The organism is Pseudoalteromonas sp. SG43-1 (assembly GCF_014164415.1).
Lineage (GTDB): Bacteria > Pseudomonadota > Gammaproteobacteria > Enterobacterales > Alteromonadaceae > Pseudoalteromonas > Pseudoalteromonas distincta.
Genome location: NZ_JACJFD010000005.1, coordinates 92,479 through 116,891, shown reverse-complemented (window position 1 = coordinate 116,891; position 24,413 = coordinate 92,479). Strand labels below are relative to the sequence as shown.

Here is a 24,413-nt window from a genome sequence, read left to right as displayed (position 1 = left end):
GCAGGAGTGTTACTCACTCTTACACATTGAATGAGCCATATTCTGTAAGGTATGAAGCTTGCTAATAAAGACGGGCTTTAAATATTAAAACTTATTAAGCCTTTGTGCGCTCACGCGAGACCAACATAGCAATGCCCATACCACCACCAATACAAAGTGTTGCTAACCCTTTTGTTTTATTAGCTCGCTGCATTTGATATATCAGCGAGACTAAAATACGACAACCTGAAGCACCTATGGGGTGGCCTAAAGCTACCGCCCCCCCATTTACATTTAATTTTTTAGGATCAAGCCCTAATTCATTATTTACGTGCAGTGCTTGGGCTGAAAATGCCTCATTAGCTTCAATTAAATCAATATCATGCACTTGCCAGCCCGCTTTTTTACACACAGCCTGCGTGGCCGCTATTGGGCCAGTGCCCATGTAAAGCGGCTCAACACCTTCGCAAGCGGTAGCTTCAATCACAGCTAAAATAGGTAAGTTTAACTTTTTTGCATACTCGTCTGTAGTAACCACCACCATCGCTGCGCCGTCGTTAATAGTCGAACTATTTCCAGCAGTAACTGAACCGTCTTTTTTGAACGCAGGCCTAAGCTTACTAAGGTTTATAATTTGTGTATCAGCTTTTACTGATTCATCAACATCAAAACTCTGGATATCGCCTCCACGTTTTGCAATATAAATAGGGGCAATTTCATCTTTGAATAAACCACTGCTAATAGCATTTGCTGCTTTTTGCTGTGAATGAACTGCAAATTCATCTTGTTCCGCTCTAGAAACAGCAAATTTTTCAGCTATATTTTCAGCTGTAATTCCCATATGTATATTTTCGCGACTATCCCACAAACCATCTTTTATCAGGCTATCAACCAAAGATAAGTCACCTAACTTTTTAGGTACTCTATTATTGGGTAATACGTGCGCCGCCTGAGACATACTTTCTTGCCCACCAGCAACCACCATTTTAGCATCACCGCAAAGAACTGATTGCGCAGCCAATTGCACCGCTTTTAGTCCTGAGCCACATACGTGATTAATAGTAAAAGCAGACACATTAATAGGTAGTCCGGCATTAAGTGCTGTCTGCCTTGCTGGATTTTGGCCACAACCTGCTGTTAGCACCTGCCCTAAAATCACCTCCTCAATGTGTGGCTTTACTTGCGGTGTTTCATCAAGAACGGTTTTAAGTAACTGACTGCCTATTTCAATGGCTGACAGACTTGCCAAACTTTGTCCAAAACCGCCAATTGCAGTTCTTTTTGCAGCAACAATAACAGCCTTCATGCTACCACCTCGGGCAAGTCCATTTCTGGTACATACTCAGGAATAACAAGCTCACCTGCTGTTAACCGTTGAATATCTTCTACCGAGACATTCGGCGCCCTTTCTAACAAATGAAATTTACCGTCTTTAATTTCTATAAAAGCTAAATCAGTTAATACTTTTTTAATACAACCTTTACCTGTTAATGGCAATGTACAATTTGCTAATAACTTTGATTCACCATGCTTTGATGCATGGGTCATAGTGACAATAATGTTATCGGCACCCGCCACTAAATCCATAGCACCTCCCATTCCTTTAATTAACTTCCCGGGGACCATGTAAGACGCAATATTACCATTCACATCTACTTCAAAGGCACCTAATACAGTTAAATCAACATGCCCGCCACGGATCATGGCAAACGACTCTGCACTATCAAAAATTGAGGCGCCGGTTGCCATAGTCACCGTTTGTTTGCCTGCATTGATTAAATCAGCATCAAGTTCATCTTCTGTTGGAAATTGCCCCATACCTAACAATCCGTTTTCTGATTGAAGCATCACTTCAATGCCTTCAGGCACATAGTTAGCAACAAGCGTCGGAATACCAATACCTAAGTTTACGTAGTATCCATCTTGTAGTTCTTGCGCAACACGCATTGCTAATTGTTCACGAGATAAAGCCATTGTTACACTCCTAAAACTTGTGAAGCACGAGTTGTGCGTTGTTCTATACGTTTTTCAAATGAACCTTTAATAACCCGATCCACATATATCCCAGGGGTATGAATTTCATCGGGATCTAATTGCCCTGCTTCAACAATTTCTTCAACTTCAACAACCGTAACTGTGCCAGCTGTTGCAACTAAAGGATTAAAATTACGTGCTGTTTTTCGATAAACTAAATTACCATATGTATCAGCTTTCCAAGCTTTAACAATGGCAAAATCACCTTTTATCGATTCTTCTAAGATGTAAGTTTTACCATTAAAGTTACGTTCTTCTTTTCCTTGTGCAACTGGAGTTCCATAACCCGTTGCGGTGAAAAAGGCAGGAATACCGGCACCACCGGCACGCATTTTTTCGGCTAATGTACCTTGAGGTGTCAATTCAACATCCAGTTCACCAGACATCATTTGTCGCTCAAACTCTGCATTTTCACCAACATAAGACGCAATGATCTTTTTGATTTGTCGTTTTTCTAGCAGCAACCCTAAACCAAAGTCATCAACACCACAGTTATTCGACACAAGCGTTAACCCCTTAGTACCTTTTTTTTGTATTTCCTTAATTAAATTCTCTGGTATACCGCATAAGCCAAAGCCACCAGCTAAAACGGTCATACCGTCTTCAAGTCCTTCAAGCGCTTGAGAATACGTAATTACTACTTTATTAAATCCAGCCATTGTTTAAGTCCAAATTAAGAATGTGTTTATTAGTTTGACAACAAAGCAAGATATAGTTAATTTTATAATTATGTTTTATTAATTAGTTTTTCTTATAAATGAATATAAAACAATTGAAGGCATTTACGCAGGTGGCTTCCAGCCTAAGCTTTGTAGAAGCCGCAGCTAAATTACACTTATCGCAACCCGCGCTTAGTTTAAGTATCAAAAATTTAGAAGAGAGCTTGGGCGGTAAATTATTAACTCGCACAACACGTACATTAGTACTCACCCAAGAAGGTAAAGCATTTTTACCTGTCGCTAAAAACTTATTAAACCAAATAGACGCAGCAGAACGAGAGATGAAAAAGCGATTTGCACTGGATCTTGGGCATACATCTATCGCAGCCATGCCCTCTTTTGCCAGTTCAATTTTGCCAAAAATAATTAAGCGTTTTCATACAAAGTACCCAAACATAAAACTCTCAGTGGACGATGTCTTATCTGATACGGTTATTGACTTGGTAAATGCTGACTTGGTGGAACTCGGTATTTCATTTGAGCCTAAACATAATGGTGACTTAGTATTTCATCCGCTGTATAACGATCAATTTATTGTGGTTTTACCTCAATTTCATCCGCTTGCTAAGTGCCATAGTATTAGTTGGTCGGAGCTACTAAAGTTTGAGTTAATTACTCTGCAAAGTCCCTCTTCTGTCAGAGGGCTAATTGAAGACACTCTCTCGCAGCATAACATTGCACTCAACCCTGCATTTGATGCGCACCAGTTAGCGACTGTTATAAGGATGGTGAGTAATGATTTAGGAGTGGCTGTTGTACCTGCACTTTGCAAAGAGCAAGCATTAGAAGCAGGCGTAATATGCAGAGAAATAAATTCCCCTATTATTGCAAGACGTGTAGGCGTTATTTCTAAACCTATCACGTCTTTATCTATCGCGGCTAAATCAATGCTTGAAACAATTAAGCTCTATTCATTGGAGTTAAGAGATTGAATTTAGGCCCATTGAATGTTCAAACAGGTGCCTTATTTGTATCATCACACTTTAAATCTCTTGCACCTTTACTTTTTAGTGCAGCGACCAGCGATGCAATTGCACAACAAATAGCAATTAGCACAAGCACAGCACTCAAAGAGTCCAATGTTTTTTGAAGTAAAGTTACAACAATAGGTGCTGTAAACTGACCTAAAAAGAACATACCCGTCCACATCCCAGTTCCTTTACCACGTACATTTTCAGGGAGTAGCTTTAATACCCATGTTAAAGTCGTTGGTAATAAAGAGCCAAAACCCAAGCAACCAATAAAAATAGCTATTGATGAAATTACAATTGAAGAAGACACTGCTGTTGCAAAGTAACCAAAGGCACTTAAACCAAAACCAACACATAATAAAAGTGGCCCTGAGATATGCTTAATTTTTCCGTAACAAAATGCACCTAATGCAACACCTATATTTGCTAAAGCTCCTATTCCGCCAATAATAGCAGGCGTCACTGCCTGACTAATCGACAGTACTTCACCTAGTTTTACAATCATAGAATAAAAAATAATACCAACAAATAGTGTTATAAATAATAGAGGCAGTACTTTTATTACAGGGAATCCCGTGAGTTGTTTGTCTTCATTTGCTCTTACTTTAGGTTCAAATAAGTTTAAAGCAACCAGCAAAGCAACAGGCAAGGCAAGTAAGTATAAAACAAATGGGCCTCTTGAACCCAATACTTCACCCAACATACCGCCAAGTGCAATGAGAAAAATAGCACTTAAGCTCACTGACGCTATTTGTATAGAAATCCATTTTTGTCTTTCTTTTCCTATGAAGTAGTCAGCAATTAATGCGGTAGCAATTGTCATAATAACCGCTTCTGTAATACCTAAAAAAATACGAGATACTATTATATGAGATAAACTTTCCAAGAAATAAGGTAATACCCCAACAGCGCTGTATATTAACAGAGCAAAAATAAGGAGCGACTTCCTGCCAAACTTATCAGAAAGAGAACCCGCAATTGGAGAGAATACAGCAACACAGAGTGCAGGAATAGTCATAGCAATAGGCACTAAAACCTCATAACCACTAATATGCTTAAACTCTTCAAGTAACATAGGCAGCACAGGAACAAGGGAGATGACTGCCATAACAGGCATAATAGCCGCTAAAATTAAAATAATACCGTGTTTAGTAGAAGCCACAGTGGGCGAGATAGTATTCATAAAAACTTCCTTTAATTATTGTGTGTTTTGCTTAGTGTGTTGTCGAGTCATTAAATACAAACCCGAAGGCTCCACTATGTGTTGAAAGTTTCCAATTGTAGAATTTAATATTTAGATAGAATGTATCACGTAAATAAATAGTTAATTGCAATTACCTTTTTTATCACCTTTCCTCGCTAGAGTGCCTAGTTCTCTCATGTATCTATGAAATAGGTAACTTCAATCATAAAAATCAATTAACTTGATATGCAGTTTTTACTTTATCTTTACTTTTGCGTTGCACACACATCGCAATCTCGTCACTTATATTAACAAGTGATTAGTAAAACGCTTTTACACACACAATTATAAGGATAGAACTATGAACAAATCGTATTTACGTTCATGTATTCTGACTGCATGTTTAGCACCTTTAGCTATTTCGGCTCAAACTGCCGAAAAAACTACAGAACCTAAAGCAGATAGTGGTATTGAGTTAATAACGGTTACAGCACTTAGAAAAACAGAAAGTTTACAAGATGTGGCTGTACCTATTGATGCCGCAACAGGTAAAGAACTATCACGCATCGGTGTTACCGATGCAACAGGGCTTAATAAAATATCACCTGCACTCAATGTTGTCTCTGGTGGCGGCTCTAATACTGTATTTTTTGTCAGAGGCGTTGGTAACTTTGCTGTAAATGCATACACAGATGCTGCTTTAGCATTTAACGTAGACGGTGTATTTTTAGGGCGCCCAACAGCCACAACGGCATCATTTTTAGATGTAGAACGTATAGAGGTTTTAAAGGGACCTCAGGGCACTCTTTATGGCCGAAATGCAACAGCGGGTGCGATCAATGTTATTTCAACAAAACCTGAACTTGGTGAGACATTTGGCAATATTTCTATTGGTGCTGCTAACTATGGAACAATAACAGCTTCTGGTGCTGTCAATTTACCAATAAGCGATGACTGGGCAGCTCGTTTTGCGATTGGCAAAACTAAAAATGACGGCTACAACGATGATGGTACAGCGGCAACAGATGATACCGCATTCCGCGCACGTTTATTTGGTGAGTTTTCAGAAGATGTAAACCTTACCGTCACTGCAGATTACTCAACAACAAAAGGCAATGGTAATTCACCTTCATTTGAAGGTAGTTACGGATTCCCACTCCAAGGAAGTAATAACCACCCAAAAAATATTCCAGGTTACAACTTCAATCCTGCTCCAGATAACGTATCAGCTCCTCATACAGGCCCAGGTACACCAGCTGCAGTTGAATACTACACAGGCCAAATAACCTCGCCAGCATTTACTTCTATCACTCCCCTATATGACCCTTATATAGACAACGAGTATATGGGGGTGTCGGCAGAGTTAAACGTTGCAACATCATTGGGTGATCTAACAATTATTCCGGCTTATAGAGAGAATACGGTTGACGTTTTATTTAATAATCCCGCTTTCCAAGCAGCTATTAATCAAGAAAATCACCAGCAATCTAGTTTAGAAGCTCGTTTCTCTACAACCGTAGGGGCGCTTGATTTAATTATGGGTGGCTTTTACTTTGATGAAAAAGTTGATGGTCTAGCCTCATTTAACCAATACAGCTTGCAATCAACGCAAGATATTGAAAACTCCAGTACAAAGTCAACCGCGTTTTTTGTTCATGGTAAATATCACATCTCTGATGATCTTAGACTCGTTGGTGCTGTGCGTTGGACCAAAGATAAAAAAGAATTTAAGGGACAAGCGGATGTATTTCTAAATTTATGTATTAGAGATTTACCAGCCTACCCTGGCGGACCAGAAATCCCTAATTGTGACGGTGCGCCAGTTATTCCTGTTGGTGCAACTGTTGCAGAAACAATTACATCTATTGATCCAGCGGATTTGCCAGAAGGAGCTCCTATAGCTAATCGAGGTCCTGTTCCGTATGGCCAAATTCCGTTGTTTCCTGGTGCGCCAGATAACCTGCGTGCAAACTTGCTTTTCATTAACCAAACACAAATTGACCGTGTTCAAGAAAATGACGAAATAACGTATCGAGCAGCAATAGAATACGATATTGCTGATAGTAATTTACTCTACACTAGTTACGAAACAGGCTATCGTTCAGGAGGGTTTAGTCCAACAGCAGGTCGTGAAGAGTTTTTACCTGAGTATATAAATGCATGGACATTTGGTTCTAAAAATAGATTTTTAGATAATTATTTACAAATCAATGCTGAGGCATTTATTTGGGATTATGAAGATCAACAGGCAAGTCACTTTGGTATTGATGGTAATGGTAATTCTGCATTCTTTACTGAAAATATAGGTCAATCAAGTATTAAAGGCGTTGAAGTTGATATTCTTTATCAACTGACTGAAGCAACACGAATCAAAGGTAATATTCAATACCTAAAAAATGAGATTGAAGAGTTTAGTTACCTTCAAAAAACGCCAGACGAAGCTGTAAATGTTGTGACTGGTTGTGACACAACGGTAATAAGCATGACTGATGGGGAGCCCACATATAATGTCAACTGTTCAGGTAAGGAAGGCAGAAACTCGCCATCACTTTCTTTAACTGCAAGTATTAACCATTACTTAGAGTTTAATAATGGTTATTCGGCATCGGTGTCTTTTGATGCTCGTTACCGCGACGAACGTTGGGTTGGCTTTGACTTCTTACCATCACAGCGTGCTGAAGATGTTATTACCTTAGACACTTCTATGCAATTATTTTCAGCAAATGATAAGTGGTCAATTCTCGCATATGTGAGAAACATAACTGACGAAGAGATAAAAGCAACATCACAGTTATTTGCAAATGGTGGCAACACCATGGTGTCAACCTATGAAAAACCAAGAACATACGGCATTACATTTAAATATGACTTCTATTAAGAGAGCACACACAATGAAAAAAAGTAGTATTTTATTTAATTTATTTCTATCTATAGGCTGTTTAGCATTTACGTTTAACGGTAACGCAAGCGAAACAAAAAATGAGTGGATAACTCTAGGTACGATGGCAGGCCCTATTCCTAATGCAAAACACTCTCAACCAGCTAATGCGATGCTTGTTAATGGTAATACCTATTTAGTAGATGCGGGTGATGGAACTGCAGGGCAATTAGCAAAAGCAGGACTTAATATAAAGGATGTGGATGCTATATTTTTAAGTCACCTTCACTTTGATCACACAGGTGGTTTGCCTGCAATTATTAGTTTAAGGTGGCAAACAAGTGCTAATAATGAGCTTGTTATATATGGCCCGCCAGGTACTCAGCAAACCGTTGATGGTATTTTTAAATACATGACTTACGGTGCATTAGGTCATTATGGTGTTCCTGGTCAAGTTCCAGCTCCTGCAAATAACAATATTAAAGTAATTGAGGTTCAAGATGGCTCAGATATTAAATTTGATGACTTTACTCTAAATGTAATTAGAAACACTCATTATAGCTGGCCAAAAGGCAGTGACGAATGGAACAAGTTTCAAGCTTTATCGTTTAAGTTTACACTGGATGATGGTTATACTGCTGTTTACACTGGTGACACGGGCCCTAGTAAGGCCGTAGAAAAACTCGCAAACGGCGTTGATTTATTAGTTAGTGAGATGATGGATATTGATCATACCGTTAATCAAATTAAGAAAACGAATCCTCGTATGCCAGAGAAAAAATTTAAAGGTATTCATAGGCACCTTTCAAAGCATCACTTATCTCCTCAGCAGGTCGGTGAGCTGGCTAAAGCAGCAGACGTAAAAAAACTCGTCATTACTCATATGGCGCCAGGGTTAGATACTCCAGAGGAAATCGACTTTTATACCAAGCAAGTGCAAGGTGAATACAAAGGGACGATATCAATAGCTCAAGATTTGAATCGGTATGAATTAAAGCACTGACCTAATTATATAAAACTATAAGTCGCCTATTAAGGCGACTTTTTTATAAGTTTTGTGCAGTAGAAATTACTTTTTCTCTTAACCACCGGTGTATAGGGTCGTTATCAAGTGTAGGGTGCCACATCATTGATTCAACTAAAAGGGGTGTATCAAAGGGAAATGAAACGACCTTTAAACCATGCTTTTGTGCGTGTATATTGGCAAACTTTTTGGGTAAAATAGCTACGCGTTGAGTCCCCTTCAAAGTATAAATCATAGTAGAAAAGTCATTTGTAATAATATCAACTTTTCGACTTCCTCCCATCGTCTCCGTTAACCATGTTTCAATACTTAAATGACTTGTTCGTGCAAAACCTACCGACACATGCCCCATACTGCCAACTTGTTCAGCTGAAATTACATCACCAGCAACTAACTTGTTATCCATATCGACTACACATGCAAGTTCATCAACCATAAGTAATGAACTAGGGTAACCACCAAGCATTACCGATTCCGGTGCTATAAATAAATCGGCTCCTCCTTTGGTAAGTATATTAACTTCATGCGAAAACGGCGATAAAAACTCAAACGTCAATAATGGAGCTAACGTAGCAAGCTCGGTTAAAATACTAGAAAACAGAACTTGAATAACATAATCCGATGCAACAATTTTGAAATGACGTTCACTTTTTAATGGATCATTAAATCGCTTACCAATAATCCCGCCTCTAATGGTTGTCAGTACTTCCGTAATTGGTACTTGAACTTCAAGCGCAAAAGGGGTCGGTTGCATAGTTTTACCAACTTGCACCAACAAGTCATCCTCGAAAAAGGCACGTGCTCTACCCAAAATACTGCTCATAGCAGACTGCGATAAATGCAGTCTCTTAGCGCTTTTGGTTATGTTTTTTTCTTCTAGTAAAACATCTAATGCAACCAGTAAATTTAAATCTAAATGCTCAAATCTCATAACATTGGTCCACTGCTGATTTTTAAATTTTGATTATTTTTAAGTATTAAAATTATTGATACAACCTATCTAAACATTCAATTTCATCAATTGCAAATGAAGTATTAATATGACTTAAACCAAAGTTTAACAACATCTGCGGACACACAATGAAATTTGCAACAATTAATAATTCAAAACCAGATGGTCAGCTTGTATTAGTCTCAAAGGATCTAACTGACTACGTAGACATTAGCGACCTAGCCGGCACGCTCCAAGAGGCACTAGATTTATGGCCTGCTATACAAGATAAGCTTTTACTTCGCTACGAGGCACTTAACGCACTTGAGCTAACAGGCATTAATAAAGTGTGTAACACTCAATTAATGGCCCCTTTACCACGTAGTTGGCAATGGTTAGACGGTTCACTTTTTTTAAATCATGGCGTGTTGATGCAGCAAGCATTTCATCTGGACCCAATCGAAGATGCTGATATTTATCCACTTGTTTATCAAGGTGCTGGCGATAGCTTTCTTAGCGCTAATGATAAAATTGCAGCTCCAAGTAACGAAGTTGGTCTTGATTTTGAGGGCGAATTTGGCGTGATGGTCGGTGACATCCCAATGGGGAGTAGTCCAGAGTTTGCACTTGAGAAAATACGTCTAATAGTCATGCTTAACGACATCAGCTATCGCGCACTCGGGCCAAGAGAAATGAAAACAGGTTTTGGCTTTGTACAAGCTAAAGGCCCTACCAGCTTCGCACCATTTGCTATTACCCCTGATGAGCTTGGTGAAAACTGGCGTAATGGTCGTATTTCACTGCCACTAGAAGTTTACCGTAACGACAAATGGTTTGGTGCGCCTGATGGCACAGAGATGTTTTTTGGTTTTCATGAATTAATTGCCCATGTCGCTAAAACTCGCCCTATTAAAGCGGGCACCGTGTTTGGCTCAGGTACTGTTTCTAACGCAGATATTAGTAAAGGACAAGCCTGTATCTCAGAGCTACGTGCTAAGGAAATGATTGCCACAGGCAAACCACAAACAGACTTTTTACAATCTGGCGAAACAGTTCATATGCGAGTACTAGATTCGCAGGGCAAGTCAATATTTGGAGATATAAAACAAGAAGCCATAATGGAGAATACACATGTTTAATCCATCACAATACACATTAATCGATTTATCGGTAACGCTTGAGAATAACCCCTATACCGATCCACCGCCATTATTACCAAAAATCGAGTATACCGACCACCAACAAGGTTGGCCAGAAATGTCATCAATGTTCCCTGGTTTAAAAAAAGATCAACTCCCAGGGAATGAATCGTGGGCGGCTGAACGTTTAGAGATCACCACTCATAGTGGCACTCACATGGACGCACCATGGCACTATGCCTCTACCACAGATGGTGGAAAACCAGCCTTTGGTATTGATGAGTTGCCCTTGGAGTGGTGTTTTCAACGCGGTGTTAAATTAGATTTTAGAGATTTCCCTGATGGTTATGTAATTACTGCCCTAGACGTTGAAAAAGAGCTAGCCCGAATTAATCACACCTTATCGCCGTTAGACATCGTTTTAGTCAATACCCGTGCAGGCTCTGTTTACGGTAAGCCTGGTTACCTTGATGCTGGTGTTGGTATGGGCCGCGAAGCCACCTTGTATCTTTTAGAGCGCGGTATAAAAGTTGTGGGTACCGACGCTTGGAGCTGGGATGCTCCTTTTAAATTCACTAAACAACGTTTCGAAGAAAGCGGCGACCCATCAATCATTTGGGAAGGCCATAAAGCGGGTCGCGACATTGGTTATGGGCAAATGGAAAAGCTAGCAAACTTAGCATCACTACCAAGTAGTGGTTTTTTAGTTTCATGTTTTCCTTACAAAATTAAACATGCCTCAGCAGGTTTTGTCAGAGCTGTCGCATTTCTAGAAAAGTAGTTGAGCACAACACATTAATTTATTAAGAGGTTATTATGTTTAAGTATTTCCCGACGAATTATGTATGGAATTTATCAGTAAATTTAGCTATCGAAATGGGCGCTCGCATTGGCGAAATCGAAGAAATGTGTGGCCCTTTACAAGAGGCTGCAAAATCACCAGATAAAGAAGGCGTTCAAGCATTTAGAGACACGTGGGCTAAAATGGCCGATAAACTATGTGGTCTTGCTGAAGAAGATCTAGAACGCGGCAGACTGCTTTCTGCAGGGTACAAATATAATCGCGCTGCAACCTACCTTATAACCTGTGAACGCATTCAAGCACATGGCGCCTCGGGAAGAACAGAGCTGTATAAACGTTCACTTTCGCTTTTTCAAAAATCAATCGAACTGGGTCACGAAAACTGTGAACGCGTGGAAATTCCTTATGAAGGCAAACACCTTAGTGCTCTTTATGTCAAAGCCAAAGGCGTTAAAGGCCCTGCCCCTATTCTTATACAAATAAACGGCCTAGATTCATCAAAGGAAATGAAATATCGCGTTGGTTTACCACAATGGTTAGCAGAACGTGGCGTTTCATCACTTGTTTTAGATCAACCAGGTACAGGTGAAGCGTTAAAGCTACAAGACTTCCATGCTCGTTTTGACACTGAGCATTGGGCAAGTGTTGTTGTTGATTGGTTAGAACAACATGATGAAGTAGATAGCAAGCTAATTGGCATGGAAGGTGTCTCTTTAGGTGGCTATTACTGCCCTCGTGCGGTAGCGAATGAACCGAGACTTGCCCTAGGCTGTGTATGGGGTGCAAACCACGATTGGCGTGACGTTCAAAAACGTCGCTTAGAAAAAGAAGGTGACTTCCCCGTACCTCATTACTGGGCACATGTGCAATGGGTTTGGGGTGCAAAAAATATGGATGATTTCATGGAAATTGCTGAAAACGTCCACCTTGATGGTCAAATTGAAAAAATTAAAGTGCCATTTTTAGTCACTCACGGCGCTAAAGATTCGCAAATTCCACTTAAATGGGCCGAGCGCACCTTTGAGCAACTAGTCAATAGCCCTAAGCGTGAGCTAAAAATCTTTACAGAACGAGAAGGTGGTGTACAGCACTCTAGCTTCGACAACAGTTCAAACGCGGGTCAGTACATAGCTGATTGGGTAGCTGAAACATTTAACGAATTAAAAAAACAATAAGGATCACACCATGAATATTATTGGCCCCGATACGCTTGTTTTTGGTGTTGAAGACACCGAGAGTTGTAAGCAGTTCGCACTAGATTATGGCTTAACACAAAAAACTGAAACACGATTTGTTGCTCTTGATGGCACAGGTATTGAGATTAAAAAAGCAGATGACAGCTCATTACCGAATCCTCTTGCTACTGGTTCAATGCTGCGTAAAACAATTTACGGTGTAAAAGATCAGCATACAATAGATGCTTTAAAAACAGAGCTTGAAAAAGACCGAACAGTAATAACTTTAGACGATGGCAGTATCGAATCTGTTGACGATTTAGGGTTTGTTATTGGTTTTCAAGTGACCATACGGCAATCGCTCGAGAATCTACCAGCAGAAAAAGTCAACGCGCCAGGGTGTGAAAACAACCGTGCTGTAAACAATATTGGTATTAATACAGACTTCAAGGCAAAGCCTCGTAGCCTTTCTCATGTTGTGTATTTTGTACCGGATGCCGTTAAAGCTGAAGCTTTTTACGCACAGCGTTTAGGCTTTATTACTACGGATCGTTTTACCCATGTAGGTCCTTTTATGCGCCCTGCCGGTACCAACGATCACCACACATTATTTTTTATAAATACCCCGCCACACATGCAAGGTATTGAGCATTTCACTTTTCATATGAGCGGACCAACAGAAGTTTCTCAGGCAGGTACTGCCTTAGTTAATAAAGGCTATCAAAGCTTTTGGGGGCCAGGTCGTCATATATTCGGATCAAACTGGTTTTGGTACTTCAAAAGTCCGTTTGGCTGCAACATTGAATATGATGCTGATATGGATTTACACGATGATGAATGGACTGCACGAGAAGCAATGCCGGGTGCTGATAATTCGCAAGCTTTCTTGCTTCAGTACCGCGAAAAGTGGGCACCAATGGGCCCACCTCCCGGTAAACCAGAGTAATCATGAGTAAAGTATTTATCGCCTATAAAAGCGATATTACAGAGGGTCAAGCTAAAGGCTTTGACCCTCTTAATCAAGGGCGCGACAGCCTCTTTATAGTTCATAAAAATGGGGAGTATTATGGCTATAAAGATATCTGTCCTCACTACGGTGATACCACATTACCTTGGAAAAAAGATAAATACTTAGATTCAAAAAGTGATCAAATAGTCTGTGCTGCTCACGGCGCTTTATTCGAAATTAGCACTGGTATTTGCACACAAGGGCCATGTAAAAATCAGGCCTTAACAAACATTGAATTAGATATTCACCAACACAATGAAATTTGGGTGGATATAACAACAATAAAGGAGTTCTAAAATGAACCCGTGTATTTCTAATGTATTAATAATTGGTGGTGGCTTCTCTGGTATGTCGGCAGCCATCGAACTTGAGAAAAAAAATATAGCTGTCGATTTGGTAGAAATTGATCCTAACTGGCGAGCAGAAGGGGCTGGGATCAGTTTAGGTGGAGCTACAATTCGAGCTTTTCAACAACTTGGAATTTTAGAAGAGTTTTTAGCAAAAGGCAGTGCCCATGAAGGGTTAGATATATATGCCCCACATGGTTTGCACCTGGCCCATATACCAACGCCATTAATGGCTAATGCTAATATTCCAAAAGCGGGCGCTATAATGCGACCAGCACTTGCACAAATTTTGGCAAATAAAACGAAACAAACCAATGCCAATGTTAGGCTTGGCTGTACATTTTCATCTATTGAACAAGACGAAAATGGGGCAACAGTAACCTTTACCGATGGCACAACAAAAACATATGACCTAATTATTGGTGCTGATGGCTTGTACTCAAAAGTACGACAAGTCACATTCCCTGAAGCTGAAAAGCCTAAATTTGTAGGCCAAGGTGTATGGCGAGCCGTACTGCCTCGCCTTGAAGGCATTGATAACACGGTAATGTGGGTAGGCGAACATATTAAAGTAGGGGTTAACCCTATGTCGAAAAACGAAATGTATATGTTTGTTACAGAGGATAAAATTGAAAATAATTATATTGAACCAAAAGACTTTTTACCTTTATTAAAAGCACTTGTAGCCAAATTTCCAGCACCGGTAGTACAAGAAATACATGCTCACCTAAATGAAAACTCTAAAATTGATTACCGACCACTTGAAGGGTTATTAGTTAAAGAAGCATGGCATAAAAACCGAATCGTACTTATTGGCGATGCAGTACATGCAACGACACCTCATTTAGCGTCGGGTGCATGTATAGGTATTGAAGACGCTATTGTACTGGCTGATGAACTAACTAAGCATGCTCAGTTAGAACACGCACTAACCGCTTTTAAAGAGCGTCGTTGGGAGCGTTGTAAGCTTGTTGTTGAAAACTCAGGTCGACTTGCTCAAATTGAAATAGAAGGAGGCGACAAAGCTGAGCATTCTGCAATTATGCGTGACTCCCATATTGCCTTAGCTAAAGCAATTTAACTTACCAGAACTTAGATTAAATAGGTTGTTAATATCCCTTCGCTGAAAATGAGTGACAGCGAGGGGGTATTATTTATATTATCTCTACTAATTATAAAAATAACGGACACCTTGCCATATCAAATGCAGAGATAAAAAGCTCAAAATAAGTCGTAATCCCTTTTTAAAATTAGATGTGGGAATCTTATTTAGTACATGTAAACCTATAAACGTTCCGAGCATACCACTGACAACCATACAAAAAATTAAAGGCAGCCAATTAAAAAATGCAAATCCAACAACACTAAAAACTCCCGCTTTTAATACATGCTGAAGTGCCATACAGCTTGAAAATGTTGCCGTAAATTTTAATTTTTCATACTCGTTTGTATACAAGTAACTGCTTACAATTGGGCCGCTAGCGCCAACAAATACAGAGAGAAAGGCAGTACTTAACCCTGCAATAAAGCGCACGCTTGGTGATGTGCCACTAAATTTAGGCTTTGGGCCCCACAACAAATAAAAAATAAATATTGCCAACACAATTTTCATCGGCTCAAGTGCTATTTGTGTTACTACAGTAGTCGATAGCACAGCACCAAACAGCCCTCCTACTGAAAAATAAGCCAACATATTCAGGTCAATGTATCTAAACGTTGCTATTGCTCGAGTCGCATTAGAGCCTAACTGAACAAGGCCATGAACGGGAATAACAATTGACATAGGCAGTATAGAGGCCATTGAAAGCAGTAGTAATAAGCCGCCTCCTGCGCCAAATGCGGCGGTAATAAATGATCCAAAAAAAGCGAATGCAATTAAAATCCCCGCATATAGCGGGGTGAGTAAATCATTTAGTAATAAGCTCAAAACGAAAAACCTTAATTGCTACATTTAAAACTCTTCGGTGTCTATTTCCGCTTGAGTTGCTTCAGGATAACGCGGACCACTAACTGAGAACGGTGAGAATAAAGCTGATAGTTGCGTTAACTGCTCTGCTGACAGTACAATTTTTTCAGCACTTACATTATCGGCTAAATGTGCATTATTCTGTGTGCCAGGGATAACATGAACATGCTCACCTTGATGAAGCACCCAGGCTAAACACAATTGAGCCAGTGTTAAATTTGTGCTTTGTGCGATAGATTTTAATGCACTTAACAATTGCTTGTTTTTGCTAAAATGAGGTTCATTAAAGCGTGGCATACCACGTCTAATATCACCTTCAACTAGTACCTCTAGACTGGTAACTTGCTCAGTTAAGAAGCCTCTCGCTAATGGTGAAAATGCAATAAAAGCAGCCCCTATATGCTTACATGTTTCGAGGACTGCAATTTCAGGATTACGTGTCCATAACGAATACTCTGATTGCACCGCTGCAATCGAATGAACATTATTTGCTCGCTTTATTGAGTCGGCTGATACCTCAGATAAGCCAATTGCTTTAATTTTTCCTTCACCAACTAAGCGCGAGAGCTCGCCAACACTCTCCTCAATCGGCACAGATTTATCCATACGATGTAAGTAATATAAATCTAGAACTTCTGTATTTAGACTAGTTAAAGACGCCTCTATTGTTGATCGAAGCGTTTGTGGACGCCCATCAATAACACGCTTGCCATTAACGCCCGCCATACCACATTTGCTCGCCAAAAAAATTTTATCTCGGTGTGGTGCTAAAGCTTTACCTAGTAGGGCTTCATTTTTACCAAATCCATACAAAGCGGCAGTATCAAAATGCTCAACACCTAAATCAATCGCTGCGTGTAATAAATTAATTGCAGCTTCATCTGAGGGAGGACTCCCATAGGCATGGCTCAAGTTCATACAGCCCAACCCAATTGGATTAACGCTATGACCATTAATTTTACGCTTATTCATACGTCCTCCTTTGCGATTAATTATTGATTATTTAATTGCTGCTCTAAGTCGTGAAGCACCCGATAACAATCAAGTACCTGCTCCACACTTGAATTAGGCTCGCGACCTTCTTTTATAGCAGTAAAAAACTCTCTATCTTGCAGCTCAATACCATTCATTGATACATCAACAGCGGAGACATCAATCGCATTTTCTTTGCCATCCACTAAATCATCATAGCGTGCTATGTATGTTCCTGTGTCACCAATATAGCGGAAAAATGTTCCTAAAGGCCCATCATTGTTAAACGATAATGATAAGGTACAAATTGCACCATTTTCAGCTAGTAATTGAATAGACATATCTAAAGCAATACCAAGCTCTGGGTGAATTGGTCCCTGAATAGCATTCGCTTTAACCACTTTAGCGCCTGCTTGATAAGCAAATAAATCAACAGTGTGCGCAGCGTGGTGCCATAAAAGGTGATCAGTCCACGACCGGGCCTCGCCTTTAGCATTGATATTTTTACGACGGAAAAAGTACGTTTGTACATCCATTTGCTGAATACTAAACTCATCAGCCGAAATTTTATTATTAACCCATTGATGTGATGGATTAAAGCGGCGAGTATGCCCAACCATACAGGTCAGCCCCGTGCGCTTTTGTACCTCAACTACTTTTAATGAATCTTCCCAGCTATCTGCTAATGGGATTTCAACTTGCACATGCTTACCCGCTTCCATACATTGGATAGATTGCGCAGCGTGTTGCTGAGTGGGTGTGCATAAAATCACTGCATCGGCATCAATTTTAAGCGCATCATTTAAGCTTATAAAAACCTGTGGAATGCCATACTCATCAGCCACTTTTTGAGTTTTTTCTAGCGTACGACCAACAAGTGCTACCACTTCAACACCCTCGATATTTTTAATACCGTCAAGGTGCTTAATTCCAAATGCGCCTGGTCCAACAACAATTACTTTCATAAAATTTCTCCAGGTTATTTATTTTCTAAAACAAGATGACCAACAGCAGTATTAGATGCGGGTACATGATAATGACGCTTCTTTAATTCAACCTCATCATTGAGCGCACCACGCATTACGAGCCACATAATAAGCTCAATGCCTTCAGAGCCAGCTAGGTTAATGTATTCAAGATGTGGTTTTAGGGCTAAGTTTTCAGCATCATCAACAATGTCATCTAAAAAAGCATTATCAAATTCTTTATTAATTAAACCTGCACGCGGTCCCTGTAATTGATGGCTCATGCCGCCCGTCCCCCAAATTTGTACATTCAGGTCTTCATCAAAACTTTCTACAGCTTTACGTAAGGCCTTACCTAAATTGTAACAACGCTGCCCAGATGGGGTTGGATAAAGCACTACATTTACTGCAATAGGAATAACTTTACACGGCCAATTTTCAGGCTGACCAAACATCAGTGATAACGGGACCGTTAAGCCATGATCAACATCTAAAGTATTGACGACAGTTAAGTCAAAATCGTCTTGAATAATAGATTGAGCAATATGTGAAGCAAATTCAGGATAGCCTTTTACATTTGGCACAGGACGTGGCCCCCATCCTTCATCGGCTGGCTTAAACTCTTCACCCGTTGCAATCGCAAAGGTAGGAACTAAATTAGAGTCAAACGCGGTTGCATGATCGTTATATACTAATAATACAACGTCTGGTTTTTGCTTTTTTATCCACTCTTTAGCGTAATCATAACCCTCAAATAATGGTTTCCAATACTCATTATCTGTTATGCCATTATCAATAGCAGCCCCAATAGCCGGAACATGTGATGTAGCAACACCTGCATTTATTTTGGCCATGATTAACTTCCTTTCTTTAATGTATTACTGCTGTCGGGTGCACGACCCCCTGATAGCATCATTTGCGCGTATTCATCTTGTGTCATCCCCGTCATCGTTGATGCTGCGGCTTGAAAACTAATACCGTCGCTAGAAAATATTTTTGCAAGAAAATAAATATTGCCGCCTAGGCTCATCATTCTGTTGTAATCACGTGCTATAACCGCTTCTTTTTGTGCTTCGCTCATTGGCCACTCATCAAGGTAGACTTTCTCACCTGCTTTAAATTTCTTCCGATTTGGCGCTTTCATCAACGACATGCAAAATTGATTTAAGTGAAAACCTAAACGCGCCATATCGGCGTCAAATATAATGGTACCTGGCACCTCTTTGTAAGGTTTATTAATAGCCATATGTATTCCTTATTTCGACCAATACAAACGCATTGGATTATCAATTAATAACTTTTTCTGTAATTCAGCAGTAGGTGCAAAAAGTGGAATCATGTCCACTAATTTACCATCGTCGGGCATGTGGCTTTTCATATTTGGGTGCGGCCAATCAGTGCCCCATAAAACACGATCAGGAAAACTTTCCACGACTTTACGCGCAAAAGGAACAACGTCTTGGTAGCCTTTATCAGGACCATCAGCAGAGATCCGTTCAGGGCAACTTACTTTAGACCACACATTTTCATTCTCACGCATAAACTGTAAAAACAACGCAAAGTTTTCGCCTTCAACAGGTTTAGTAACATCTGGGCGCCCCATATGGTCAACGACTAATGTCGTTGGCAAACTAGTGAAAAAATCATAAAGCTCGGGCAAATCTTGGCTTTCAAAATAGATAACAATGTGCCAATTACGTTTAACAATACGATCAGCTATACGTTTTAACGAGTCAAATGGCAAGGCATCAACTAGGCGCTTTACAAAATTAAAACGTACACCGCGTACACCTGCAGCATGTAATTTATCAAGCTCGGCTTCGCTAATATCTTCTTTAATAGTTGCAATACCACGTGCTAAACCATTTGATGCTAAAAGCGCATCTACCATCGCATTGTTGTCAGCTCCATGACAGGTTGCTTGCACAATAACATTTCGACTAAATCCTAAGTAATCGCGTAAATCCCAGAGCTGCTGTTTTGATGCATCGCACGGTGTGTATTTACGCTCGGGCGCAAAACCAAACTCATTGCCGGGGCCGAATACATGACAATGCGCATCAACCGCACCTTCGGGTAACTCAAAACCAGGTTTTGATGGCGATTGATGCCAATGAAGCCAATCGGCATCCATTATAAATTTACTCACAAACCCATCCCTTTTAATTTGACGTCCAAGCGTGGGTATACGCGACGCGCATTCTCTTCAAAAATCGCTTTTTTGTCTGCTGCCGATATTTCTAATGTGTCAATGTAACGTTTAGTATCATCAAAATAGTGTCCGGTTTGCGGATCAATACCACGCACAGCCCCAATCATTTCAGAGCCAAATAAAATATTTTTAGTATCAATAACGTCTACTAATAAATCTATGCCTGGTTGATGATAAACGCAGGTATCAAAATATACATTTTTCATAACATGCTCGTTAAGTGGTGGCTGCTTCATCATATCAGCCAATCCACGATAACGCCCCCAATGATAAGGCACCGCTCCACCACCATGGGGTATAATAAACCGTAAATCAGGAAACTCGTTAAACAAGTCACCTTGTAAAAATTGCATGAATGCGGTGGTATCAGCATTCATATAATGCGCACCCGTCGCATGAAAATTTGGATTACATGAGCCCGATACATGGATCATTGCAGGAACATCGAGCTCAACCATTTTTTCATAAAGTGGAAACCAACTCGGATCGGTTAACGGAGCTGAAGTCCAATGACCACCAGAAGGGTCAGGGTTTAAATTACAACCAACAAATCCTAATTCATTAACACAGCGCTCTAGCTCAGCAACTGAATTTTCAATTGGTACTCCCGGCGATTGTGGTAATTGGCACACTCCTATAAAACGCGTAGGGTATAAGTCAACAACTCGCGCTATTAAATCGTTACAGGCTGAGGTCCATTGTTTTGATACCTCCTCATTACCTACGTGATGAGCCATAGCCGATGCACGAGGTGAAAAAATAGTCATATCTAAGCCGCGTTCATCAAGTAATTTTAACTGATTTTTTTCAATACTTTCGCGAATTTCATCGTCCGAAATATAGGGAACGCCTGGAAGGGCTCTTCCCTCTTCAAATGCTTTAATTTGCGCTGTTCTAAAAAGCTGTAATGACTCTGGCGCTGTTGTGTAATGTCCGTGGCAGTCTATTATCATTGTGTGTCTCCTGCTGAGAGTATTATTGAAACTATCTTTTAGTAGTCGATCAAGCCATTGCTGAGCCGACCATTAATAAGCGCGCGGTTCTTAACAGCGCAGAACGATGTATTTTATAAGTGCTCAGTTGAGCGATACCTGATACCTGCATTTCAACAGTAAACTGACCCGTTGGATGCTCAACAACGATATCAAACTCCCCATCAATAAAGTTTTGGTTAGCATGCCTATAGGCTACTGTACCTTTTAAAACACATGCACTTGCTACGCTCACACTGCCTAACACCCCAATAGCCTCATGAACACGGTGGGGTATAAATGTTCGAGTGTTAATTACCCCACCATTTTTTGCAGGGCTTACTAAAGACATTTTTGGAATCGTTTTATTAGTTACATCCCCTAAATTCATCATCTTAGCCGCGATTAAACGAATAGCTTCAATCTTTTGCTTTAAATCGGTATTATCTTCGAGTGAATTAGGCGACTCATCACCCACTAAACCAAACTCGCTAGCATCTAAAATAACCACCGGCATGCCGTTATCAATACAGGTTATTGAATACCCATTAATTTCATCTATGGCATTACCCGTAGGAAAAAGTGCACCACAATTGGCACCCGCTATATCTAGAAAGTCGAGCGTGATAGGCGCTGCTGAACCTGGTACACCGTCGATTACGGCATCCCCTTTATAGCTTACTTTGCCATTAGGAGTTTGAACGCGTGCAACAGCTGAGGCTGCAGTATTTAGCATATGAATTCGTACATCGGTTGTTTTTTCTTTTGCATTCACTAAGCCCTGCTCAATTGCAAATGGCGCAACACCGGCGAGTAAATTGCCACAATTTTGTGTATCACTCACCACCGCTTTATCAACTACAACTTGTAAAAAAAGGTAATCCACATCAGTATTTGCTCGCATTGATTTTTCAACAATAGCCACTTTACTGGTGAGAGGATGCGCACCACCTAAACCATCAATTTGCCTTGTGTCAGGCGACCCCATTATGTGTAACAGTAATTCATCGCGCTTTGAGGAATCACTCGGAAGATCACTGGCTAAAAAATAAAGCCCTTTAGAGGTACCACCGCGCATAATTGAGCAAGGAATAGCCGCGTGCATTTACTTATCCTCACTTTGCTTTATATAAGTTAAGCCTTTAGCTGCTAAACGCTCGCGCATAGCATATATATCCAAACCTAACTCACCCGAAGCTAAACGCTTTCGCTTGTCTTCTTCGTTAGCAACACGTTTCAGGACTTTTTCATGAACCTCTTCACCACGACTTTGTTCAACAACAACAACGCCGTCATCATCAGCAACAATGATGTCTCCAGGTTTTATATAAGCCCCTGCGCACACAACTGGCACATTGACATTTGCAATGGTTTCTTTAACTGTACCTTGCGCATAAACATCTTTAGACCAAACCGGGAAGCCCATTTCAGTCAGTGTTGCGATATCGCGTACGCCACCATCAATAATTAAACCTTTAACGCCTCGCGCTTGTAATGAAGTTGCCAACAAGTCACCAAAAAAACCGTCAATACACCCGCTCGTAGGTGTAACAACAAGTACATCACCTGGCTGACATTGCTCTACAGCTACATGAATCATCCAGTTGTCGCCAGGAGCCACTTCACATGTTACTGCACTGCCAGCAATACGAGCAGAGCGATAAATAGGCTTCATATAGCTGGCTAATAAGCCAACGCGACCTTGTGCCTCATGTACCGTTGCAACTTCAGCATTTTGGTATTTTTCTAATATCTCTTTATTAGGGCGCGCTATATCTGTAATACACACAGCCATACTATTTACCTTATTTATAATTAAACGCTATTGATGCAATGAGTATATTGAAGTCAGCTATATAAAGAACTTTAAAAAGCTGTCAAAGGACATTAGTTTTTTCTATAGTGGTAGTAATCAAATATTAATGTGTGAGTTAAATAAAAATGAATTTTAACAATAGACATTTGTTAAGCGCCTTGTATATAAGGAACTTAATGTCGTTAAGCAAGGCAGCTAATACTGTTCACTTAACCCAGTCGGCACTCACCCAAGGCATTAAAAAACTTGAAAACGAACTTAATCAAGTCCTATTTATTCGGACCCACTCGGGGATGACACCGACGCCAAGCGGTATATTTTTTCTAAATCGGGTTGAACGTGCATTTGAGTATTTGGATGAATTTTCGAGGGTTATTTTTAATAATAAACATAAACAAGATGCCTTTAATCGCTCTGTCACTTCAAAGCAATTAGTAGCACTCATACACTTAGTACAAATGAAAAACTACACCGCTGCAGCCAATAAACTTAATTTGTCGCAACCCACCTTACACCGCAGCATCAAAGATTTAGAGCAACTATGTAAAAAGGAGCTAGCAGTGCGCTCTCCCACGGGCATTGAACCCACGTGGACGGCAAACTTGCTAAATCGTTTTGCAAAGCTGTTTTTCTCTGAATTACGCCAAGGTATTTATGAAATGAGGGAGTTTAATGGACAAATGGATGGTGCTCTAAAAGTAGGTAGCTTACCATTGGCACGCTCAGCTATTGTGCCATTGAGTATTATTGCTTTAAATAATGAATTTCCTGATGCCCAGCTAAGTATTATAGATGGTCCATACCAAGAGCAGCTAGCTAACTTACTTCATGGTGAAATTGACATCATTGTCGGTGCATTACGCATCCCTGCTCAACATAATGATATTGAACAAATTCCATTATTTAAAGATCAACTTTGTGTTGTAGTAAATGCTCAACACCCTTTGGCAAGCCGCCAAACAATATCAACAAAAGAGCTCCAACAACTTGATTGGGTAGCACCTAACAAAAGCACACCCGCGTGGCAGGTTTTTAGTAACATATTTGTTAGCCGAGGTTTACCACCACCAAGCCATGTAATAGAGTGCAGCTCGCAAGTTGCTGCGCGCGGTATTTTATTAAACAGTTCTCGAGCGGCCTTGTTACCAGCCAAGCAAGTTGAAATAGAAGTACAAACAGGAATATTAGCTATCTGCCCGATGACACTGCCCGATACTGACCGTAGTATAGGACTGACGATACGAAAAGACTGGCAGCCTACCCAAATGCAATCGCGTTTTTTAACAATAATTAAAAACAATACGCGCATGCTTTAATCGA

At 40.2% G+C, this 24,413-nt stretch carries 24 protein-coding genes; 10 read left to right on the top strand and 14 right to left on the bottom strand.

Translation table 11 applies throughout. From position 1 onward, the window contains the following. Window positions 1–94: 94 nt before the first annotated feature. The 3 genes from H5159_RS06210 to H5159_RS06200 are packed head-to-tail and all read right to left on the bottom strand — an operon-like array spanning window position 95 to window position 2,672. Window positions 95–1,285 carry an acetyl-CoA C-acetyltransferase gene (locus tag H5159_RS06210; protein ID WP_182779998.1) on the bottom strand — a complete coding sequence of 397 codons (1,191 nt, stop codon included), beginning with the start codon at window positions 1,283–1,285 and terminating at the stop codon, window positions 95–97. Next, complete coding sequence (locus H5159_RS06205; protein ID WP_182779996.1) at window positions 1,282–1,953, bottom strand: 3-oxoacid CoA-transferase subunit B; 672 nt, start codon at window positions 1,951–1,953, stop codon at window positions 1,282–1,284. Before H5159_RS06205 ends, H5159_RS06210 begins: the two co-directional genes overlap by 4 nt. A gap of 2 nt (window positions 1,954–1,955) precedes the next feature. Beyond that, on the bottom strand, window positions 1,956–2,672 hold the full coding sequence (locus H5159_RS06200) for a CoA transferase subunit A (protein WP_182779994.1): 717 nt from the start codon (window positions 2,670–2,672) through the stop codon (window positions 1,956–1,958). Window positions 2,673–2,770: 98 nt separating this feature from the next. Between H5159_RS06200 and H5159_RS06195 the strand changes: the two genes are divergently transcribed. Beyond that, complete coding sequence (locus tag H5159_RS06195; RefSeq protein WP_154902996.1) at window positions 2,771–3,664, top strand: LysR family transcriptional regulator; 894 nt, start codon at window positions 2,771–2,773, stop codon at window positions 3,662–3,664. A 19-nt stretch (window positions 3,665–3,683) separates the two neighbouring features. Here the strand turns inward: H5159_RS06195 and H5159_RS06190 are convergent, their stop codons facing one another. Further along, complete coding sequence (locus H5159_RS06190) at window positions 3,684–4,886, bottom strand: MFS transporter (protein WP_182779993.1); 1,203 nt, start codon at window positions 4,884–4,886, stop codon at window positions 3,684–3,686. A 361-nt stretch (window positions 4,887–5,247) separates the two neighbouring features. On the opposite strand from H5159_RS06190, the gene H5159_RS06185 reads away from it, so the two are divergent. Together H5159_RS06185 and H5159_RS06180 are read left to right on the top strand one after the other, a co-directional pair. Then, window positions 5,248–7,764 (top strand): TonB-dependent receptor, encoded by a 2,517-nt coding sequence (locus tag H5159_RS06185; protein ID WP_182779991.1) that lies wholly within the window; start codon window positions 5,248–5,250, stop codon window positions 7,762–7,764. A gap of 13 nt (window positions 7,765–7,777) precedes the next feature. Continuing rightward, complete coding sequence (locus H5159_RS06180; protein WP_182721106.1) at window positions 7,778–8,767, top strand: MBL fold metallo-hydrolase; 990 nt, start codon at window positions 7,778–7,780, stop codon at window positions 8,765–8,767. A gap of 43 nt (window positions 8,768–8,810) precedes the next feature. Here the strand turns inward: H5159_RS06180 and H5159_RS06175 are convergent, their stop codons facing one another. Then, entirely contained in the window at window positions 8,811–9,719 is a 909-nt protein-coding gene (locus tag H5159_RS06175; protein ID WP_182779989.1) for a LysR family transcriptional regulator, read from the bottom strand. 149 nt (window positions 9,720–9,868) lie between these two features. On the opposite strand from H5159_RS06175, the gene H5159_RS06170 reads away from it, so the two are divergent. The 6 genes from H5159_RS06170 to H5159_RS06145 are packed head-to-tail and all read left to right on the top strand — an operon-like array spanning window position 9,869 to window position 15,272. Then, the gene (locus tag H5159_RS06170) at window positions 9,869–10,858 is read left to right on the top strand and encodes a fumarylacetoacetate hydrolase family protein (RefSeq protein ID WP_182716392.1); all 990 of its coding nucleotides are present in this window, start codon (window positions 9,869–9,871) and stop codon (window positions 10,856–10,858) included. Beyond that, complete coding sequence (locus H5159_RS06165) at window positions 10,851–11,639, top strand: cyclase family protein (RefSeq protein WP_154902990.1); 789 nt, start codon at window positions 10,851–10,853, stop codon at window positions 11,637–11,639. Before H5159_RS06170 ends, H5159_RS06165 begins: the two co-directional genes overlap by 8 nt. A gap of 35 nt (window positions 11,640–11,674) precedes the next feature. Then, window positions 11,675–12,835, top strand: coding sequence for a S9 family peptidase (locus tag H5159_RS06160; protein ID WP_154902989.1), 1,161 nt, complete (start codon window positions 11,675–11,677; stop codon window positions 12,833–12,835). A 10-nt stretch (window positions 12,836–12,845) separates the two neighbouring features. Then, the gene (locus H5159_RS06155) at window positions 12,846–13,781 is read left to right on the top strand and encodes a VOC family protein (protein WP_182711661.1); all 936 of its coding nucleotides are present in this window, start codon (window positions 12,846–12,848) and stop codon (window positions 13,779–13,781) included. Between the two features lie 2 nt (window positions 13,782–13,783). Beyond that, window positions 13,784–14,140 (top strand): Rieske (2Fe-2S) protein, encoded by a 357-nt coding sequence (locus H5159_RS06150; RefSeq protein ID WP_182695759.1) that lies wholly within the window; start codon window positions 13,784–13,786, stop codon window positions 14,138–14,140. Between the two features lies 1 nt (window position 14,141). Further along, window positions 14,142–15,272: an FAD-dependent oxidoreductase gene (locus H5159_RS06145; protein WP_182681167.1), complete on the top strand. Its 1,131-nt coding sequence runs from the start codon at window positions 14,142–14,144 to the stop codon at window positions 15,270–15,272. A gap of 87 nt (window positions 15,273–15,359) precedes the next feature. On the opposite strand, the gene H5159_RS06140 is transcribed toward H5159_RS06145, so the two are convergent. Genes H5159_RS06140 through H5159_RS06100 form a run of 9 tightly spaced genes read right to left on the bottom strand, consistent with a single transcriptional unit; the run spans window position 15,360 to window position 23,072 of the window. Next, window positions 15,360–16,118 carry a sulfite exporter TauE/SafE family protein gene (locus H5159_RS06140; protein ID WP_182753480.1) on the bottom strand — a complete coding sequence of 253 codons (759 nt, stop codon included), beginning with the start codon at window positions 16,116–16,118 and terminating at the stop codon, window positions 15,360–15,362. A gap of 24 nt (window positions 16,119–16,142) precedes the next feature. Beyond that, the gene (locus H5159_RS06135) at window positions 16,143–17,129 is read right to left on the bottom strand and encodes an aldo/keto reductase (RefSeq protein WP_182681165.1); all 987 of its coding nucleotides are present in this window, start codon (window positions 17,127–17,129) and stop codon (window positions 16,143–16,145) included. Window positions 17,130–17,149: 20 nt separating this feature from the next. Further along, window positions 17,150–18,094: a Gfo/Idh/MocA family oxidoreductase gene (locus tag H5159_RS06130; RefSeq protein WP_182779987.1), complete on the bottom strand. Its 945-nt coding sequence runs from the start codon at window positions 18,092–18,094 to the stop codon at window positions 17,150–17,152. Between the two features lie 14 nt (window positions 18,095–18,108). Continuing rightward, entirely contained in the window at window positions 18,109–18,948 is an 840-nt protein-coding gene (locus H5159_RS06125) for a class III extradiol dioxygenase subunit beta (protein WP_182720881.1), read from the bottom strand. A gap of 2 nt (window positions 18,949–18,950) precedes the next feature. Next, window positions 18,951–19,340 (bottom strand): protocatechuate 4,5-dioxygenase subunit alpha, encoded by a 390-nt coding sequence (ligA, locus tag H5159_RS06120; RefSeq protein ID WP_154903787.1) that lies wholly within the window; start codon window positions 19,338–19,340, stop codon window positions 18,951–18,953. A 9-nt stretch (window positions 19,341–19,349) separates the two neighbouring features. Beyond that, on the bottom strand, window positions 19,350–20,243 hold the full coding sequence (locus H5159_RS06115; RefSeq protein WP_310742390.1) for an amidohydrolase family protein: 894 nt from the start codon (window positions 20,241–20,243) through the stop codon (window positions 19,350–19,352). After that, complete coding sequence (locus tag H5159_RS06110) at window positions 20,240–21,259, bottom strand: amidohydrolase family protein (protein WP_182779985.1); 1,020 nt, start codon at window positions 21,257–21,259, stop codon at window positions 20,240–20,242. Before H5159_RS06110 ends, H5159_RS06115 begins: the two co-directional genes overlap by 4 nt. 49 nt (window positions 21,260–21,308) lie before the next feature. Then, window positions 21,309–22,382 (bottom strand): 4-oxalomesaconate tautomerase, encoded by a 1,074-nt coding sequence (locus H5159_RS06105; RefSeq protein ID WP_182720883.1) that lies wholly within the window; start codon window positions 22,380–22,382, stop codon window positions 21,309–21,311. Next, window positions 22,383–23,072, bottom strand: a complete 690-nt coding sequence (locus H5159_RS06100; RefSeq protein ID WP_154903784.1) for a 4-carboxy-4-hydroxy-2-oxoadipate aldolase/oxaloacetate decarboxylase — start codon at window positions 23,070–23,072, stop codon at window positions 22,383–22,385. A gap of 197 nt (window positions 23,073–23,269) precedes the next feature. On the opposite strand from H5159_RS06100, the gene H5159_RS06095 reads away from it, so the two are divergent. Beyond that, a complete protein-coding gene (locus H5159_RS06095) occupies window positions 23,270–24,409 on the top strand; it encodes a LysR family transcriptional regulator (RefSeq protein ID WP_259399094.1) in 1,140 nt (379 codons plus the stop codon). Window positions 24,410–24,413: the final 4 nt, after the last annotated feature.